Consider the following 17,283-nt stretch of genomic DNA (forward strand, 5'->3'; position numbering starts at 1 on the left):
CGCAGGCGCAGCCTACGCTGCCAGAACCAGTTCGCCAACCTCGCTCATGCCGGCAGCGCGGTCGCCGAGCAGAAGTGCTGCGATCTTCGCCTGCGCGGCATTTTCCGTCAGCAGGAACGGATCGCTGGGCAAGATGCGATGGTCGATCACCAGCCGCGACAGCAGCAGCCGGCGTGCATCGCCGCGCATCTCGTGGATGCGATGCGCTTCCCAGGCGAGCGCGACGGCGCTGGCGACATGATAGAGCAGGCTCGTTGCGCGCCGCGCGTCGGCCTCGTTCTCGGACTTGCCCGCGACCTCGCGAGCAAAACCAACGGCGCGATCGACAAAACCGCGCAAATTGTCGCGCCAGGCCTGCGGCACGGAGGCGCTGTCGTCGAGCCGGGCATGAAGATCGGCTGATAGCGCGGATTCCGCGCCGTGGCGGCCGACCGCGCGCCTCAGCGCATCGATCGCGACGATGTTGCCGGTGCCTTCCCAGACCGAGCCGAGATGCGCATCGCGCAGCAGCCGTGCGGTGGCGAATTCCTCGATATAGCCGATGCCGCCGCGCATCTCGAGCGCATCGCCGCAGACTTTTCGCGCGTCACGGGTGGCGCGGAATTTCAGCGTCGGTGTGAGAATGCGCAGCAGTGCCGCCGCATCCTGGCTGCCGGCTTCGGCGCGGTCGAGCGCATCGGCGGTGAGAAAACTCATCGACAGCGCCTGCTCGACCGGCAGCATGATTTTCAGCATCTGCCGTCGCCCGAGCGGCAGGTCGATGATGCGATTGCCGAACACCACGCGGTTCTTCGCCACCATCATCGCATCGTGATAGGCGCGGCGCATCAGCGCGGTCGATTTCACGCCGTTGGAGAGACGCGAGGAGTTCACCATCTCGGCCATCTGCACAAAGCCGCGGTCGAGCCTGCCGACCGCATAGGCAATCGCGCCTTCGAGCTTGATCTCGCCCGAGGCCATCGAGCGGGTGCCGAGCTTGTCCTTGAGACGCACGATCCGGTAGTGGTTCTGCGAGCCGTCGTCGAGGAAGCGCGGCATCAGGAACAGACCGACGCCGCGCGTGCCGGGGCCGGCGCCCTCGGGACGCGCCAGCAGCATCACGACTTTCGCATCGGCATTCGAGCAGAACCATTTTTCGCCGATGAGGCGCCAATGGTCGCCCTCCTGCACCGCGCGCGTGGTCAGCGTGCCGACATCGGAGCCGCCTTCCTTCTCGGTCATGAACTGGCCTCCTTGCGTCAGCTTGCTCATGTCGGTCTGGGTCAGGCCGTCGAGATACTTTGCCTTCAACGCGTCGCTGCCGAAATTTGCCAGGAGCTTTGCGCAGCCGTCGGTGACGTTGATCGGGCAGCCCATTCCGAATTCGGTCTGGTTGAACAGGAAGGTGAAGGCATGTTTGGCTACCACCGGATATTTGTCCGGCCAGCCCATGATGCCCTTGCGGAGCGAGAGCGCGTGGATACCGAACTCACCGAACGCGGCGTTCTCGAGCTCGCGATAGGCCGGGTGATATTCGATCCACTGCACGTCGCGGCCGAACTTGTCGCGCTGGTGCAGCACCGGTGTGTGCCGGTCGGCGAGCCGCGCGCAGTCGTCGAGGTGGCCGCCGGCCAATTCGCCGAGGCGATCGAGATGCGGTTCGACGTGGCGGAACAGCTTCTCCGGCAGATGGATGCGCAGGAGATCCGTCAGCGCTTGATCGGCGCGGTAGAAATTCATGCCGCTGGTATCGGGCGCCAGCGCGCCGGATGGTGCGGCCGCGACATGTTTTGGCTGCGCTGTGACCGGCTTGTGCATGATCGTCCTCTTCGTTTCCACCCGGCGGCATTCTTAACGCTTGCCGCTTGAGATGATGTCGATCATGCTCCACTCGCGAGGGGCGATAAAGCCGCAAATTGTCAGGGAGGCATGACCGCCGTGAAGGAGCAATTCGCTCTGCGGAATTGTGATCGACCCGGCTGGTTGTCCGCACGGCGAATGCATAGATCAGCGGCGTCCCGTCCCCGAGAGATCACGCCATGGAACATCCGAAATACAAGATCGCCCTCATCGTCGGCGCCGGCGAAGGCCTGAGCGCCTCGCTGGCGCGGCTGCTTGCCGCGGAAGGCATCCGCGTTGCGCTGGCCGCGCGCAAGATCGAGAAATTGGGCGCGCTCTGCAGCCAGACCGGCGCCAGGGCCTATGCCTGCAACGCCACCGAGCCCGAGGAGGTCGAGCGCCTGTTCGGTCTGGTCGAGCGCGAGATCGGAACGCCCGACCTCGTCGTCTACAACGCCAGTGGCCGCGCGCGCGGGCCGTTCGTCGATCTCGTGCCGGCTGACGTCGCAAACGCGATCGCGGTCAGCGCCTATGGCGGTTTCCTGGTGGCGCAGCAGGCGGCCAAGCGCATGCTGCCGAGCAAGCATGGCGCGATCCTGTTCACCGGCGCGTCCGCCAGCGTCAAGGGCTACGCGCAATCCGCGCCGTTCGCGATGGGCAAGTTCGCGCTGCGCGGGCTGGCACAGAGCATGGCGCGCGAATTGTCGCCGCAAGGTATCCATGTCGCGCATTTCGTCATCGACGGCGGCATCCTCAGCGCAGCGCGCGCCGAGCCGGCCGACAGACCGGATTCGATGCTCGATCCCGATGCGATCGCGGAGAGCTATTGGAACGTGTTGCAGCAGCCGCGCAGCACCTGGAGCTGGGAGCTGGAACTGCGGCCCTGGGTGGAGAAGTTTTGAGACGCGACTGCCGTAGGCAAAGGCGCAAAAGCGCGGTGCCCACCATCAATGGCCGAGAAACAAAATGGTGGGCACGCTTCGCTTTGCCCATCCTACAACAGCCAGGGAGAGACAATGACCACGGAAACCACCATCGACACCGGCACCACTGAACTGCTCTGCGTCATCCGCGACCGCGTCGCTGTGATCACGCTGAACCGGCCGGAGGCGCGCAATTCGCTGTCGGACACGCTGACGCCGGCGCTGCGCACGATGATCCGGACCTGCGGCGAGAACCCCGATGTCGGCGCGCTCTTGATCACTGGCGCAGGCGAGGCGTTCTGCGCCGGCGGCAACGTCAAGGGCATGGGCGCGCATCGCGATCCCAAGAAGCTGGAGATGTCGCTTGATGAGCGCATCGCCGATCTCCAGGAACGGCAGCGGCTGCTCACCGGCGCGCTGGTGTCGGTGCGCAAGCCGACCATCGCGGCGCTGCCCGGCCCCGCGGTCGGCGCCGGGCTTGCCCTCGCCATGGCCTGCGACATCCGCATCGCCGCGCAATCGGCCTTCGTTGCCACCGGCTACGCCCGCATCGCGCTCTCCGGCGATTACGGCATCGCATGGCTGTTGACGCGCCTCGTCGGGACGGCGCGGGCGCGCGAGCTGCTGTTCACCGGCGATCGCGTCGATGCCGCGCGCGCCGAAGCCATCGGCCTCGTCAACCGCATCGTGCCCGACGACAAGCTACAAGCCGAAGCCTTCACCTTGGCCAAGTCACTCGCCGAAGGTCCGCGCCTGGCGCTGCGCTACATGAAGGACAATCTCGACGAGGCCCTGCTGTTCGATTTCGAAACCGCCCGTGACCACGAGGCCGAACGCCTGATCCGCCTGACCACCACCGCCGATCACAAGGAGGCGGTGCAGGCCTTCATCGAGAAGCGGAAAGCGGTGTTCACGGGGAAGTAGGGCGCCCTCATTGGTCAAGAATAGGCAGACGTAACCGGCTGTCATTCCGGGGCGATGCGCGCAGCATCGCGCCCGGAATCCATTGGGCCGCAAGACGCGCGGTGAAATGGATTCCGGGTTCGCGCGAGGCGCGCCCCGGAATGACGGTGTGGAGAGAGGTTGCGCGGCAACGACTGCGGGCAAAAAAATGCCCGGCTCTGGTTTGCGACCTGAGCCGGGCTCGGAGTTGTGTCAGGCCGAGGCTGAGGGGCTATCGGCCTGACGGGAAAGGGCTGCAAGACGCCAGCTCGCGCAGGGAATGTCCTTTGGCGCGAGGTGGATCTCCTTGTCGAACCGGACCAGCTTCCAGTCGTCGGGATGGTTGACGAAGGCGAAGCCGGATTTGCGCGCGAGCGAGATCATGATCTGGTTGGAGCGCAGCGTGTCGCCGAAGATGTGCTCAGCACCGAGCGCGGCGGCGCGGCATTCGAGATTCTTCAGAAGCGCGGTGGCAATGCCGTGGCCCTGCCAGCGGTCGTCGACCGAGAGGCCAAACTCCAGCGTCGAGGTCCCGGCATGAAAGGCGTACCGCGCTTCAGCGACAATGGTCTCGAAACCATCCACCATCTTGGTCGCAACCACGGTGAAGCGCTCGCGCTCGCCGACCCGGAGAAACTCGTGCAGCAGGCCTTTCGGCAATTCACTGATGGCGCCGAAGAAGCGGTTGTAGCGGGAGCGGGTCGAGAGCGAGCGGAAATAGTGCTGAAGCTCCTCGGTGTCGCGCGGCTCGACGAAGCGGACGGTGATTGCCTCGCCCTGTCGGGTGCGCAGTACGTCCGAATATTGCTTCAGGTCTTCCAGGCGAAGGCTGCTCATGACAGGTGACCTTGGGGGAAAAGGGACCGCCGGCGCCCCTGCGATCAGGCGGCGCCGGCCTGGCGGCCAATCAGGCCCGCCAGAAGGGTTTCTCAGCCTCAAAGGCGACATCGCTCCAGGACAGGCCGACGTCGTGGAGATCGCGGGCGGTCCAGTTGGTCAGCTCGCGACGGGTCCGGTAGCGCTCGTGCCAGACATGGAGGGTCTCACCGATCTGGTCGATCAGGCCGGGTGCATGATGATTTGTCATCGAATTATCAGTGCAAGTAGACATCTTCAGCTCCTCGAGCTAAATTTGAGGCTAATATCCTCCTGCGCACGGACGTCGACAAACGACAATTTGTACTCCTTCGCATGAAATAAGCTCATGCATCCTGCTGCCAAATGACTGCCAGATTGCCCTCCCTGAACGGATTGCGGGCGTTTGAGGCCGCCGCGCGCCATCTCAGCTTCACGCTGGCGGCGAGCGAGCTGAACGTGACGCAGACCGCAATCAGCCATCAGATCCGCCGGCTCGAGGAGGAGCTCGGCATCCGCCTGTTCATCCGGCAGAACCGCGCGCTCGCGCTGACGCCGGAGGCGCGCGACTACCTCCCCGGCGTCCGCGCCGCCTTCAACGACCTCCGGCTTGCGACCGACCGGCTGCTGCGCAAGGACGACGACAAGGTGCTGACGGTCTCGACCCTGGCCTCGCTCGCCGCAAAGTGGCTGCTGCCGCGGCTGACCGACTTCCAGGAGGCGAATCCCGGCATCGACGTCCGCATCACCACCTCGACCAGCCTGGTCGACTTCCAGCGCGACAATGTCGACGCCGCGATCCGATACGGCAGAGGCCAGTGGGCGGGCCTGCGTGCCGACTGGCTGATGGCGGACGAGCTATTTCCGGTGTGCAGCCCGTCGTTGTTGCGCTGCGACCAGCCTCTGCGGACGCCTGCGGATCTGAAGGACCACGTGCTGCTTCACACCAACAGCACCGACGACTGGCGGCTTTGGCTGACGGCGGCAGGCCTGCCGACCGACATTTCCCGACAGCCCGGCGTCACCTTCGACATGACTTTCGTGACAGTCCAGGCGGCGATCGACGGCATGGGCGTGGCGATGGGCCGGACCTCCTACGTGCGGGACGACATCGCCAAGGGCCGGCTCGTGGTTCCCTTCAAGATCGCGCTGCCGGCAGACGCCGGCTTCTATCTGGTCTCGCCGGAGGGCCGCCGCGAAGCGCCAAAGCTCGCCGCCTTCCGTCAATGGATGATCGCGGCAACGCAGAATAAAGCCTGAAAAATCATCAGCTTCTGCAGCAAAATGGGTTGACTCGGAAAGCCCCGCGCGAGAGGGGTTAGACAGATTGTCGCAGCAACGATCTGTCGCCTTGCCGTGAAAATGAGTTCCGGACCGGCCACGTCTTCCAGGGGAGTAACATCAATGGCTGGACCAGCAGCATCAACCAATCCGCCCGCAATCAAGTCGCGCATCGGCGCAATCCTGCGCGCAACGAGCGGCAATTTCCTCGAGCAGTTCGACTTCTTCCTGTTCGGCTTCTATGCCGCCGCGATCGGCAAGGCGTTCTTCCCCTCCACCAACGAGACCGCATCGCTGCTCAACACCTTTGGCGTGTTCTGGCTCGGCGCGTTGATGCGCCCGGTCGGCGCCATCGTGCTCGGCGCCTACATCGACCGCATCGGCCGCCGCCAGGGGCTGATCGTCACTCTCGGCATCATGGCCATCGGCACCGTCGTCATCGCGTTCTGCCCGAGCTACGCGACCATCGGCATCGCTGCACCGATCATCGTGCTGATCGGCCGCCTGCTGCAGGGCTTCTCCGCCGGCGTCGAACTCGGTGGCGTCTCGGTGTATCTCGCGGAGATCTCCACGCCCGGCAATCGCGGCTTCTACACCTCGTTCCAGTCGTCGAGCCAGCAGGTCGCGATCTTCGTGGCGTCGATCCTCGGCTATATCCTGTCCGAGGTGATGCCAGCCGACACGGTTGCGTCCTGGGGCTGGCGCATTCCCTTCTTCGTCGGCTGCCTGATCATTCCCTTGATCTTCTTCCTGCGGCGCACGCTGGAGGAGACGCCGGCCTTCCTCGCGATGAAAAAGCACCCGACTGCAAGCGAAGTGTTCGCTTCCGCGCTCGCCAACTGGCGCATCGTCATCCTTGGCATGATGATCGCGGTCCTGACCACGACGACGTTCTACTTCGTCACCGTCTACACGCCGACCTTCGGCAAGACCGTGCTGAAGCTGTCGACACAAGATGCGCTGCTGGTCACGCTGCTCGTGGCCGTGACCAACTTCATCTGGAATCCGGTCGGCGGCGCACTGTCCGACCGCATCGGCCGCAAGCCGGTGTTGGTCGGGATCGCCACGTTGGCGCTGGTCACCGCCTACCCGGCACTGAGCTGGCTGGTGGCAGCGCCGACCTTCGGCAAGCTGCTCACGGTCGAGATGATGTTCTCGTTCTATTTCGGCATGTACAGCGGCACCATGCTCGGCGCGCTGGTCGAGATCGTGCCGGCGCATGTCCGCACCACCTGCTTCTCGCTCGCCTTCGCGCTCGCGGCCGCGCTGTTCGGCACCTTCACGCCGTTCGCCTCGACCTTGCTGATCGACTACACCGGCAACAAGGCCTCGCCCGGCTTCTGGCTGATGTTCGCCGCTGTGCTTGGCATCATTGCCGCGTCGATCGTCTATCGCGGTGGCCGCCAGGCGGTGACGACGTATGATGCGGTAGCGGAGCCGATCGCGGGACACTAGCTGGGTGTCATTCCGGGGCGCGCGTAGCGCGAACTATGATGCGCAATTGCGCATCAGAGAATCCATTTCTCCCAGCATTCCTGACGCACGATGGATTCCGGGGCTCGATGCATCGCCCCGGAATGACAGTGGAGCTTACAGCTCCACCACCACGTAGTCGCTCTCGACCTTCACTGGAATCGTCTCCGCAACATACGGGCCTTTCACCACATCCGCGCCAGGCTCGACATGCGCCGGATAGGCCTTCACGCGGAAGCGGCGGGGGTCGCAATAGGACTGGCCGGTGCGGATGTCGAACTCCCAGCCGTGCCAGGGGCAGCGGATGATCTCGCCGAGCTTGGTATATTCGATCTCGCCGGGATCCTTTGACTGCGCGAGCCCGATCAGCGGCCCCTCGCACAGCGCCGCGCCCTGATGCGGGCAGCGGTTCATCAGGCCGAAATACTCGCCCTTGATGTTGAAGACCGCGATCGGCCGGCCGTCGATCTCCAGAAATTTTCGTGTGCCCGGCGGCAATTCATCGACCGCGGCAATCACATGCCGCGCCATCAACTCATCCCATACAGCTTCTTGGCATTGCCGAGATAAAACGCCTCGCGATTGGCGTCGCTGACGCCCGCCGGCAGCACACGTGACGGCTCGTCATAGTCCCAATGCGGATAGTCGGTCGCGAACAGTAGCCTGTCCCAGCCGATCCAGTTGACGACGTCGAACAGATCCTCGCGCCGCTCGGGGTCTTCCATCGGCTGCGTCGTCCACCATACCTGCTCGCGGATATATTCCGACGGCGGCCGTTTTACATGCGGCACCTCGCTCCTGAGCCGCTGCCAGACCTTGTCGAGCCGCCACGCCAGCGACGGCGCCCAGCCGAAGCCGGCCTCGATCATCACCATCTTCAGTTTCGGGAAGCGCTCGAACACGCCTTCCAAAACAAGGCTCGCCAGCGCCGATTGCTGGCACTGCGAATGGCCCACCATCTCCTCGATGTAGTAGGACGGCCAGCCCGACGGCGTGATCGGATTGCCGCCGAAGCCGAAGGCATGCACGCCGACCGCAAGACCCGCCTCTTCCGCGGCCTGGTAGATCGGCCAGTAACGGCGCTGGCCGAGCGGCTCGACATTGCGGCTGAGCAGCAGCACCTGGACAAAGTTCTTGTCGCCCGCGCGCTCGCGGATTTCGGCAGCGGCGGCCAGGCCATCCTCATTGCCGACGACGATCGAGGCCTTCAGCCGCTTGTCCTTGCTGGTCCATTTGTCGATCTGCCAGTCGTTGATGGCCGAGCATAGCGCCGCCGAAAGTTCGTGATTGCGGATGCCCTGCCCAGTGTTGAGCGGATTGAGCACCCCCAACTGCACATTATTGGGATCGAGCAGTTGCTTCTGCATGAAGGAGAGCGAGGAACCCTGCGGCCCGCCTTCCGGCGGATAAGCATCGCGGCGCGAGGCGTTGGGCTGGGCCTTCGGATAGGGCGGGCCTTCCATCATGCCTTGGTAGGCGTGGACGCCATAGATCTCGAGATGATGCTGCCAGCGTCTGGCGAGATAAGGATAGAGTTCGGTGCGGGTCGCGCGCGCCGGATGGATGTCGCAGTCCGCAATCGCGGTCTTCGTCGTCGGGGGGGAAGCGGCCTCTGGGCTCTCGCGGAACTGGATATTCATCGCCTTGCCTCCTTTGGCAGCGGGCTAAGTCAGGCGGGGATAGGTTGCATGCGGATTGTCGATCATGATCTTGCGCACGAGATCGGGGGACAGACCTTGAGGCAGCGCGTCCAGGCCGTCGAACTGCCAGTGCGGATAGTCCGTGGAGAATAGGACCAATTCGTCGGACTGCATATGATCAAACAGGCGAATTAATGTCGCTTCATCCGGCGGTGCATCAAATGGCTGTAATGAGAAGCGGATGTTGCTGCGCACAATTTCCAATGGCGCGCGATCGACCCAGGGCGTCTCCATCCGTACCCCGCGCCAGAACTTGTGCAGGCGCCAGAGGTAAGGGGAGATCCAGGAGACCCCGGACTCCAGCATAACCATCTTCAGCCGCGGATATTTTGCGAACACGCCCTCGACGATCAGGCTGGTGAGCTGGGTCTGGAACGCCTGGGCCTGACCGACATAATCCTCGATGTGGTAGGAACCCCAGCCCACTGCGGTCGGCGGATTGTGATAGGCGGAACCGGCGTGGATGCCGATGGGCAGGTCGTGACGTTCCGCCGTCTCATAGATCGGCCACAGCGCGCGCTTGCCGAGCGGCGTGTCGCCCATGACAAGCATCAGCACCTGCACGAAACGCTTGTCCCGGGCGCAGCGCTCGATCTCGGCGACGGCTTTCTCGACGCTTTGCGTCGGGATCACAATCGAGCCGCGCAGCCTCTGATCACGGTCGAGCCATTCCTTCACGAGCCACTCGTTCAGCGCGCGGCAGAAGGCGGCCTGCAAATCTTCCGAAAACACCATCTGCACGCCGTAAAGCGGGTTGCAGATGGCATGTTTGAGCTGGAAGGGATCGAGCACATGGCGCTGCATGTCATCGAGGCTTTCGCCCGGCTTGCCGCTCTCAGGGCGCCAATCCGGCCGCGCCCCGATCGGCGAGTTCTTCGGATAGGATTGCGAGACGAGGTCGACCATGCCGCGCGTCGTCACCTGATCGCGCCAATAGTCATTCAGGTACGGCAGCAGGCTGGTCAGATGCGGCACGGCCGGATGCACGTCGCAGTCCACCCCGCCGGCGATCAGGGACGCCATGACGTCTCCCTTCTCACGTTTCCTCGTCGCGTCTTGTCGCGGGCGGCGCCTGGCCGCTTCGCCTTGTCCGCCATTCAAGCAGGCCTGCCCTCCGCCCGCAACTCGGCCAAGGCTTCTGTCATATGCTAGGAAGGCTGAGCTCAGTTGCGAAGGAATGAGGGGTGATGGAGATGAAAGAGCTCGTCGGCATTGCGGAACAGGTCGCGGCAAAATTGATCGCGCGCAAACATACAATTGCGGTCGCGGAATCCTCGACCGGCGGCCTGATCGCAGCGAGCCTGCTCGCGGTGCCCGGCGCCTCCGCCTATTTCCTCGGCGGCGCGGTGGTCTACACCCGCGACGCGCGGCGCGTGCTGATGGATATTTCGGACGAAGGAATGAGGGGCTTTCGTTCGTCCTCGGAGCCCTACGCAATACTTCTGGCCGAACAGATGCGCGGCCGCTTCAACTCCCACTGGGGCCTGTCCGAGACTGGCGCAGCCGGCCCCACCGGCAACCGCTACGGTGACGCCGCCGGCCATAGCTGCATGGCGGTGGCGGGACCGACTGCAGAGGTGATGACGCTGGAGACAGGCAGCAACGACCGATTCGCGAACATGCAGGTGTTCGCGGCGACGGCGCTGAAGTTCCTGCTGAGGAAGCTGGAGGGGTGAGATTGCCGACGCGGGCAGCGTTCGCTTTCCCGATCGTCATCCTGAGGTGCGATGCACGTGGCGCAGCAGCGCGCCACGTGGGGAGCCTCGAAGGATGAACGGCCACGATGCAGCCCGGCCGTCGCCCTTCGCTGAAGAAGCGGCCACCTCAGGGTAACGGTGAGAGATTTGTGTCCGCGGCGACGAGCGGCAGTCACCTCCCCAAATGCCGAATAAAAATCCGCACCACATAGCCCTTGAACCGCGGCGCTTCGTCGTAGAGATCCGACGCGATCCGTTCGATGGTCTCGCGCAATGACGTGAATTGCGCCTGCCGTGCGCTGCTTTCGGTACCCTGCATGCCCGCGAGCTCGTCCATCGCGGCGTCGCTGATCTGGCACTGCACGATTTCGCCGTCAGTCAGCATGGTAAATCGAAAGGCCAGCCGTTCGAGGTCGTGACCGATGATCCTGTCGCGCGTCAGCGGCATCCCATTGTCCCGTTCGCGCCCCCCTGAACGGGACAATGCAAAAAATCCAGCGGCTTGTCACCTTGGCCGCAAGACGAGCCGCAGCGTCCTAATAGACGAGCGCAGTCCCAGTCGGCTTCTCCAGCGCCGCGGCCAACGATTTGTACTCCTCGCAATCCGTCCCGCAAATGGCTGCAATCCGGCTCAGATGATAGAGCGCCTGCTCGCGATTGCCTCGCTCGAGCTGCCACAGCCCGTAATACTGCCATGTCAGGACGTGGTTCGGATCCGCCTTCAGCGCGCGCTCGTACCAGACCTGTGACTGCTCGTAGTCGCCAAGCTTGCGGTAGGAGTAGCCAATGAGGTTGGCGACGTTCGGATGGTCATCATGGCCAAGCGACTTCAACTGCACGATCGCGGTCGCATAGTCGTTGCGCGCGTAGATGGTGTCATAGGCGACGCGGTAGCCGGCCGCGAATGTGGGATCATCGATACTGGACTGGTTGTTCGGCTTCTTGCCTTTCTGAGTCGCCTTGGTGCCAGGGCGCCTTGGATAAGTCGGCGCCGGCTGCGCTTTCTGGTCCGAATAGGGACTGGCAAAGGGATCGATGCCACCGCCTCCACCACCGCCCCCACCCCCACCTCCGCCGCCCGCGGCGAACGCCGGCAAGCTCAACAAGCCTGCCGCTAATGTACCCAGCGTGATGAGCCTGATCATCCTCGTGAACATCTCCATCTCCTGTGCTGTTGCAAGCGGCCCCGGACGAATTGATAACCCTGCCCCGGCAGGGATATTCCGGGACGCTGTGCGCACGGAGACGTCAACGTTCGTACGACAGTTCTGTTGTCGTTTATTGGAACGCGACCTCGGCAAAGCTGCGGAGCTTGCGCGAATGCAGCCGCTCCGATTCCTGCTGCTTGAGCCGCTCCAGCGCCTTCAGGCCAATCTCGAGATGCTGGCCGACGCGGCGACGATAGAATTCACTGGCCATGCCGGCGAGCTTGATCTCACCATGCAACGGCTTGTCGGAGACGCAGAGCAGCGTGCCATAGGGGACGCGGAAGCGGTAACCGTTGGCGGCGATCGCGGCCGATTCCATGTCGAGCGCGACCGCGCGCGATTGCGACATGCGGCGAATGACCTCGGGCCCCGAGATTTCCCAATTGCGATTGTCGACGCTGGCGACCGTTCCCGTGCGCATCAGTCGCTTGAGCTCGAAACCCTCCAGGCCCGTGACGTCCTCGACCGCCTGCTCCAGCGCGACCTGCATCTCGGCCAGCGCCGGGATCGGCACCCACAGCGGCAGCTCGCGATCGAGCACGTGGTCCTCGCGCACATAGCCATGCGCGAGCACGTAGTCGCCGAGCCGCTGCGTATTGCGCAAGCCCGCGCAATGCCCGAGCATCAGCCAGGCATGCGGCCGCAGCACCGCGACGTGATCGGTGACATTGCGCGCGTTGGACGGGCCGGTGCCGATATTGATCAGCGTGATGCCGCGATAGCCTGATGTAACCAGATGGAATGCCGGCATTTGCGGCGTACGCACGGGCGCATCTCCGGTCGTCGCGCCGCCATTGCGCATGATGACGTTTCCGGGCGCGACGAAGGCTTCGAGGCCGGCCTCGCCGGACTGAAGCCGCTGCTGGCAGAGCTGCGCGAAGGCATCGACATAGAACTGGTAGTTGGTGAAAATGACAAAGTTCTGGAAATGCTCGGGATCGGTGCCGGTGTAGTGATAGAGCCGGCGCAGCGAGTAATCGACGCGGGCTGCGCGAAACAGCGACAGCGGCTCGGGCGCGCCGGGCTGGAGTTCGAAGGTGCCATCGGCGATGGAATCGTCCATGGTGGCGAGATCAGGCACGTCGAAATCATCGCGCAGCGACCGCGTCACCGGCGAATTCTCGCTCGTGGTGATCGCCGCCTCGATGTTGATATCGCGACGGTAGGCGAAGTGAACGGGGATCGGCTCGGCTGACTCGCCAATCTCGACCGGCACGCCGTGGTTCTGGATCAGCAGCCCGATCTGCTCGGTGAGATAGGTCCGGAACAGATCCGGCCGCGTCACGCTGGTTTCGTGTACGCCGGGCCGGGCGACAAAGCCGTAGGAGAGACGCGAATCCAGCCGCGCATGCGTCGCGGTCGTGACACGGACGAACGGATAATAGGCCCTCACGCGCGCGGTGATGGCTTCGCCGTTGACATAGGCCTCGAACCTGTCGCGCAGGAATTTGGTGTTGCGCTCGTAGATTTCTTCGAGACGGGCGACGGCGAGGCCAGCGTCGGAGAAGGATTTTGTGGCGATGGAGGGAGGGGTCTGCATTGTTCGAACGCCGGGTTTATGGGACCTGGGTCGAACTATAGCAAAGAACAAAGTGCCGTAGGGTGGGCAAAGCGAAGCGTGCCCACCATCTTCGTCACCGTGCAGGAATGGTGGGCACGGCGCTTTGCGCCTTTGCCCACCCTACCATAGGGAGATTGCGGCCCGAGCGCTTTTCGCGCGTCACTTCTCGCGGAAGGCCCGCATGAACTGGTCGTGCAGCGGCTTCAAGAGGTACGACAGCATGGTGCGGTCGCCGGTCTGGACGAAGGCCTCCGCCGGCATGCCGGGGATCAGCTTGGAGTCGCCGAGCTTGGCGACCTCTTCCGCCGACATCGACACGCGGATGGTGTAGTAGCTCTGGCCCGTGCGCTGGTCGGTGGTGACGTCGGGCGAGACGCGGCTGACGACGCCGTTGAGCTCGGGCGTGGTGCGCTGGTTGAAGGCAGAGAGGCGCAGCAGCGTCTTCTGGCCGATCTGCAGCTTGTCGATATCGACCGGATTGACCTTGGCCTCGACCTGAAGATCGTCGGCTTGCGGCACGATCAGCATCAGCGCATCGCCGGCCGTGACGACGCCGCCGACGGTGTGCACCGTCGATTGCAGCACCATGCCATCCTGCGGCGCGCGGATGTCGACGCGGCGGAGCTGGTCTTCGGCCGCGACCTTGCGCTCGATCAGCTCGCCGCTCTTGTCATTGGTCTCGCGCAAATCCTTGGAGACCTCGCTCACCATGTCCTTGTCGACCTGGATGATCTGCAGCTCGGTCTCGGTGATCTTGCCCTTGGCCTGCGCCCGCGAGGCGATGTACTGTGCGCGCTCGCCGGTGAGGCGGGCAGAGTCGCGTTCCAGCGTGGTCAGGCGCGAGATCTGCACCAGATGCTTGTCATAGAGATCGCGCACGCCGGTGAGCTCCTGCTGCACCAGCGAAATTTCCTTGTCCTTGGCTTTCTCCTGCGCGGACAGACCCTCGATCTCCTCGTTGAGCTGCTGAATGCGCTCGCGAAGCTGGGCCTTCTGGCCGGCGCGGCCGTTGACGCGGACGTCGAACAGCTTGGTTTCGGCGGAGAGCAGCACCTTGACGTCGGGATCGTCGCCTCGATCGAGCAGCGATTGCGGAAACTCGATCTTGTCGAGGCCGCGCTGCTCGGCCTGAAGCCGCGCCGCGCGCGCCTGCGCGGCGTCGAGATTCTTGGTGACGATGGCGAGATTGGCCTTGGTGACGGTGTCGTCGAGCCGCACCACGATATCGCCGGCCTTGACCACGTCGCCGTCGTGGGCGCGCACCTCGCCGACGACGCCGCCGGTCGGGTGCTGCACCTTCTTGACGTTGGATTCGACCACGATCTGGCCCGGCGCGATCAGCGCACCCGAGATCTGAACCATCGATGCCCAGCCGCCGAGGCCGACGCCCAGGACCATCACGATCGCGATCCCGAGGATCAGGTGAAACCGGATCGACTCCCGCACCGTCCTGGTCGCGGCGGGCTTTGTCCCGCCAACCGTCATCGTGCTCATGATTTGGCCACTCCGCCTTCGCTGACGATCTTGATCGGCGCCGGCGGTGCGACGCGGGGCTGGAGCACCTGCGCGAGCACCTGCTCCTTCGGACCGAAGGCCTGCATGCGGCCGTCACGAAGCACCAGGATCTGGTCGACCGCCTCGACGCCGATGGGCCGGTGCGCCACCACGATCACGATGGCGCCGCGCTCGCGTGCGCTGCGGATGGCGCGGGTCAGCGCCTCGTCGCCTTCGGTGTCGAGATTGGAGTTCGGCTCGTCGAGCACGATCAGGAACGGATTGCCATAGAGCGCGCGCGCCAGCGCCACGCGCTGCGCCTGGCCGGCGGAAAGCGAGGTGCCCTGCTCGCCGACTTGCGTGTTGTAGCCCTCGCGCATCTTGATGATCATCTCGTGCACGCCGGCTTCCTTGGCCGCAGAGATGATGCCGTCGGAAGTCGCCTCCGGATCGAAACGGCTGATGTTCTGCGCGATGGAGCCGCCGAACAGTTCGACGTCCTGGGGCAGATAACCGATGTAGCGGCCGAGCACATCGGACGACCACTGGTCGAGCGCCGCGCCGTCGAGCCGGACCTTGCCGCGGACCGGATGCCAGACACCGACCAGCGCGCGGATCAGTGACGATTTGCCTGAGCCGCTCGGTCCGATCACGCCGAGGCCGTTGCCGGCTTCGAGCACAAAGTTGACGTCCTGGACGATGAGGCGCTGGTCGCCCGGCGCCACCATGGCGACGCCTTCGATCGACAGACGGCTGACGGGGGCCTGCAACTGGGTCGGCGTCGCCTGCGCCGGCATCTGCTCCAGCAGACGGCTGAGGCGATGCCAGCTCTGGCGGGCCGCGACGAAGGATTTCCAATGCGCGATCGCGAGATCGACCGGCGCGAGCGCGCGGGCGGAAAGGATCGAGCCGGCGATGATGATGCCGGCGGTCGCCTCCTGGTGGATGACGAGATAGGCGCCGACCGCGAGCACCGCCGATTGCAGCATCATGCGCAGCACTTTTGCGATCGCGCCGAGGCCGCCGGCGACGTCGCTGGCACGCTGATTGCCGGCGAGATATTTTTCGTTGGCTTCGCTCCAGCGCTGGTTCAGCCGGCCGGCCATGCCCATCGACACCAGCACTTCGGCATTGCGGCGGCTGGACTGGGCGAGATCGTTGCGCTGGGCGGCAAGCCCCATCGCCTCTTTCGCCGGCTGGCGGGACAGGAACTCGGTCACCAGCGTCAGCCCGACCAGGATGATGGCACCGACCAGTGCGGTCACGCCGATCATGACGTGGAAGGCGAAGCAGATGGCGAGATAGAGCGGCAGCCAGGGCAGGTCGAAGAACGCGCTCGGGCCCATGCCGCCAAGGAAGGAGCGGACATTGTCGAGATCGCGCAGCGGCTGAAGCCCCTCGTTGCGGCTGCCGACCAAGAGCGGCAAGCGCACGATGGTGTCGAACACGCGCTTGTTCAGCGCCTCGTCGAGCGCGGTGCCGACCCGTCCCAGGATGCGGTTGCGGATCATGTCGAGCACGCCCTGCGCCATATAGAGGCCGCCGGCGAGGACGATCAGGCCGACGAGGGTTGGGATGCTGCGGCTCGGCAGCACCCGGTCGTAGACCTCCAGCATGAAGATCGACCCGGTCAGATAGAGCAGGTTGATCATGCAGCTCATGAAGCCGACGCCGACGAACGCCGTGCGGCATGCACGCAGCGCGTCACCGAGCTCTGAACGGCGGAGGCCGGGAACGGCTGCCATCAGTCTGATCTCTTTCGGGTAAGGGGAAAACCCCCTGATTTCCAAAGGCAAATGGAGGCGTACGCGCCCCGGATTAATATCGGGTTCTCCCCCGCGTGCAACGCAATCGAATTAATCCGGACCCCGCCACATCTACCCGGGATGGCCTGATGCGCAAGTCCGGTATTTCACAGTCTTTGCGGCTTTTTATAGCACAGACAAGCGCTTCTCCCAGGGCTGGGAGTGGCGCAAGGTTCCGATCGGTGAACCAAGGTACGGCTAGAACCGGCCGCCGCCGCGCACCAGCCGGACGACCAGCAGCAGGATGACGGCGCCGATGGCCGAATAGATGATCTCGGACACCAGCCCGGTTCCGAGACGAATGCCCAGTTTCGGAAACAAGAGGCTCGCCACCAGCGCGCCGCAGATGCCGATCGCGATGTCGCCGATGATACCGAAGCCGGCGCCCCGCACCACCTTGCCGGCAAGCCAGCCGGCCACCAGGCCGACAAACAGAATGACGAGCAAGCCTTCATTGGAAATGTACATAAGTCAGATCCCTCTCCGTGAACGCCCGGCATGGAACGGGAACCGGGATGAATGGGGT

Annotated in this window: 17 protein-coding genes; 5 read left to right on the forward strand and 12 right to left on the reverse strand. The window is 64.2% G+C overall.

Annotated elements, in window-relative coordinates; genetic code table 11:
* Positions 1-12: 12 nt before the first annotated feature.
* The gene (locus YUA_RS0110905; RefSeq protein WP_027530719.1) at positions 13-1,797 is read right to left on the reverse strand and encodes an acyl-CoA dehydrogenase family protein; all 1,785 of its coding nucleotides are present in this window, start codon (positions 1,795-1,797) and stop codon (positions 13-15) included.
* A gap of 221 nt (positions 1,798-2,018) precedes the next feature.
* Here YUA_RS0110905 and YUA_RS0110910 point away from each other — a divergent pair, with 221 nt between their 5' ends.
* Both YUA_RS0110910 and YUA_RS0110915 read left to right on the forward strand, forming a co-directional pair.
* A complete protein-coding gene (locus YUA_RS0110910) occupies positions 2,019-2,720 on the forward strand; it encodes an SDR family NAD(P)-dependent oxidoreductase (RefSeq protein WP_027530720.1) in 702 nt (233 codons plus the stop codon).
* A 114-nt stretch (positions 2,721-2,834) separates the two neighbouring features.
* The gene (locus YUA_RS0110915) at positions 2,835-3,665 is read left to right on the forward strand and encodes an enoyl-CoA hydratase (protein ID WP_027530721.1); all 831 of its coding nucleotides are present in this window, start codon (positions 2,835-2,837) and stop codon (positions 3,663-3,665) included.
* A gap of 231 nt (positions 3,666-3,896) precedes the next feature.
* Here the strand turns inward: YUA_RS0110915 and YUA_RS0110920 are convergent, their stop codons facing one another.
* Entirely contained in the window at positions 3,897-4,520 is a 624-nt protein-coding gene (locus tag YUA_RS0110920) for a GNAT family N-acetyltransferase (RefSeq protein ID WP_027530722.1), read from the reverse strand.
* A gap of 70 nt (positions 4,521-4,590) precedes the next feature.
* Positions 4,591-4,794 (reverse strand): DUF1127 domain-containing protein, encoded by a 204-nt coding sequence (locus YUA_RS0110925; RefSeq protein ID WP_027530723.1) that lies wholly within the window; start codon positions 4,792-4,794, stop codon positions 4,591-4,593.
* A gap of 110 nt (positions 4,795-4,904) precedes the next feature.
* Between YUA_RS0110925 and YUA_RS0110935 the strand changes: the two genes are divergently transcribed.
* A complete protein-coding gene (locus YUA_RS0110935) occupies positions 4,905-5,798 on the forward strand; it encodes a transcriptional regulator GcvA (RefSeq protein WP_027530724.1) in 894 nt (297 codons plus the stop codon).
* A 144-nt stretch (positions 5,799-5,942) separates the two neighbouring features.
* Positions 5,943-7,274 (forward strand): MFS transporter, encoded by a 1,332-nt coding sequence (locus YUA_RS0110940; RefSeq protein WP_027530725.1) that lies wholly within the window; start codon positions 5,943-5,945, stop codon positions 7,272-7,274.
* Positions 7,275-7,409: 135 nt separating this feature from the next.
* On the opposite strand, the gene YUA_RS0110945 is transcribed toward YUA_RS0110940, so the two are convergent.
* Genes YUA_RS0110945 through YUA_RS0110955 form a run of 3 tightly spaced genes read right to left on the reverse strand, consistent with a single transcriptional unit; the run spans position 7,410 to position 10,015 of the window.
* On the reverse strand, positions 7,410-7,823 hold the full coding sequence (locus tag YUA_RS0110945) for a Rieske (2Fe-2S) protein (protein WP_027530726.1): 414 nt from the start codon (positions 7,821-7,823) through the stop codon (positions 7,410-7,412).
* Positions 7,823-8,932: an amidohydrolase family protein gene (locus YUA_RS0110950; protein WP_027530727.1), complete on the reverse strand. Its 1,110-nt coding sequence runs from the start codon at positions 8,930-8,932 to the stop codon at positions 7,823-7,825. The genes YUA_RS0110945 and YUA_RS0110950 overlap by 1 nt, the downstream gene beginning before the upstream one ends.
* A gap of 24 nt (positions 8,933-8,956) precedes the next feature.
* Positions 8,957-10,015: an amidohydrolase family protein gene (locus YUA_RS0110955; RefSeq protein ID WP_027530728.1), complete on the reverse strand. Its 1,059-nt coding sequence runs from the start codon at positions 10,013-10,015 to the stop codon at positions 8,957-8,959.
* A gap of 170 nt (positions 10,016-10,185) precedes the next feature.
* Between YUA_RS0110955 and YUA_RS0110960 the strand changes: the two genes are divergently transcribed.
* Positions 10,186-10,668 (forward strand): CinA family protein, encoded by a 483-nt coding sequence (locus tag YUA_RS0110960; RefSeq protein ID WP_027530729.1) that lies wholly within the window; start codon positions 10,186-10,188, stop codon positions 10,666-10,668.
* 193 nt (positions 10,669-10,861) lie between these two features.
* Here the strand turns inward: YUA_RS0110960 and YUA_RS0110965 are convergent, their stop codons facing one another.
* From YUA_RS0110965 to YUA_RS0110990, 6 genes are all read right to left on the reverse strand, one after another.
* Complete coding sequence (locus YUA_RS0110965) at positions 10,862-11,137, reverse strand: DUF1488 family protein (protein WP_027530730.1); 276 nt, start codon at positions 11,135-11,137, stop codon at positions 10,862-10,864.
* 88 nt (positions 11,138-11,225) lie between these two features.
* The gene (locus YUA_RS0110970; protein ID WP_027530731.1) at positions 11,226-11,846 is read right to left on the reverse strand and encodes a M48 family metallopeptidase; all 621 of its coding nucleotides are present in this window, start codon (positions 11,844-11,846) and stop codon (positions 11,226-11,228) included.
* 121 nt (positions 11,847-11,967) lie between these two features.
* Complete coding sequence (locus YUA_RS0110975) at positions 11,968-13,437, reverse strand: AMP nucleosidase (RefSeq protein ID WP_027530732.1); 1,470 nt, start codon at positions 13,435-13,437, stop codon at positions 11,968-11,970.
* Positions 13,438-13,617: 180 nt separating this feature from the next.
* Positions 13,618-14,952, reverse strand: a complete 1,335-nt coding sequence (locus YUA_RS0110980) for an HlyD family type I secretion periplasmic adaptor subunit (RefSeq protein WP_027530733.1) — start codon at positions 14,950-14,952, stop codon at positions 13,618-13,620.
* Entirely contained in the window at positions 14,949-16,697 is a 1,749-nt protein-coding gene (locus YUA_RS0110985; RefSeq protein ID WP_027530734.1) for a type I secretion system permease/ATPase, read from the reverse strand. Before YUA_RS0110985 ends, YUA_RS0110980 begins: the two co-directional genes overlap by 4 nt.
* A 258-nt stretch (positions 16,698-16,955) precedes the next feature.
* Positions 16,956-17,225, reverse strand: coding sequence for a GlsB/YeaQ/YmgE family stress response membrane protein (locus tag YUA_RS0110990; protein ID WP_027530735.1), 270 nt, complete (start codon positions 17,223-17,225; stop codon positions 16,956-16,958).
* Positions 17,226-17,283: the final 58 nt, after the last annotated feature.

This window comes from Bradyrhizobium sp. WSM3983 (assembly GCF_000473045.1).
In the GTDB taxonomy this organism is placed as follows: domain Bacteria; phylum Pseudomonadota; class Alphaproteobacteria; order Rhizobiales; family Xanthobacteraceae; genus Bradyrhizobium.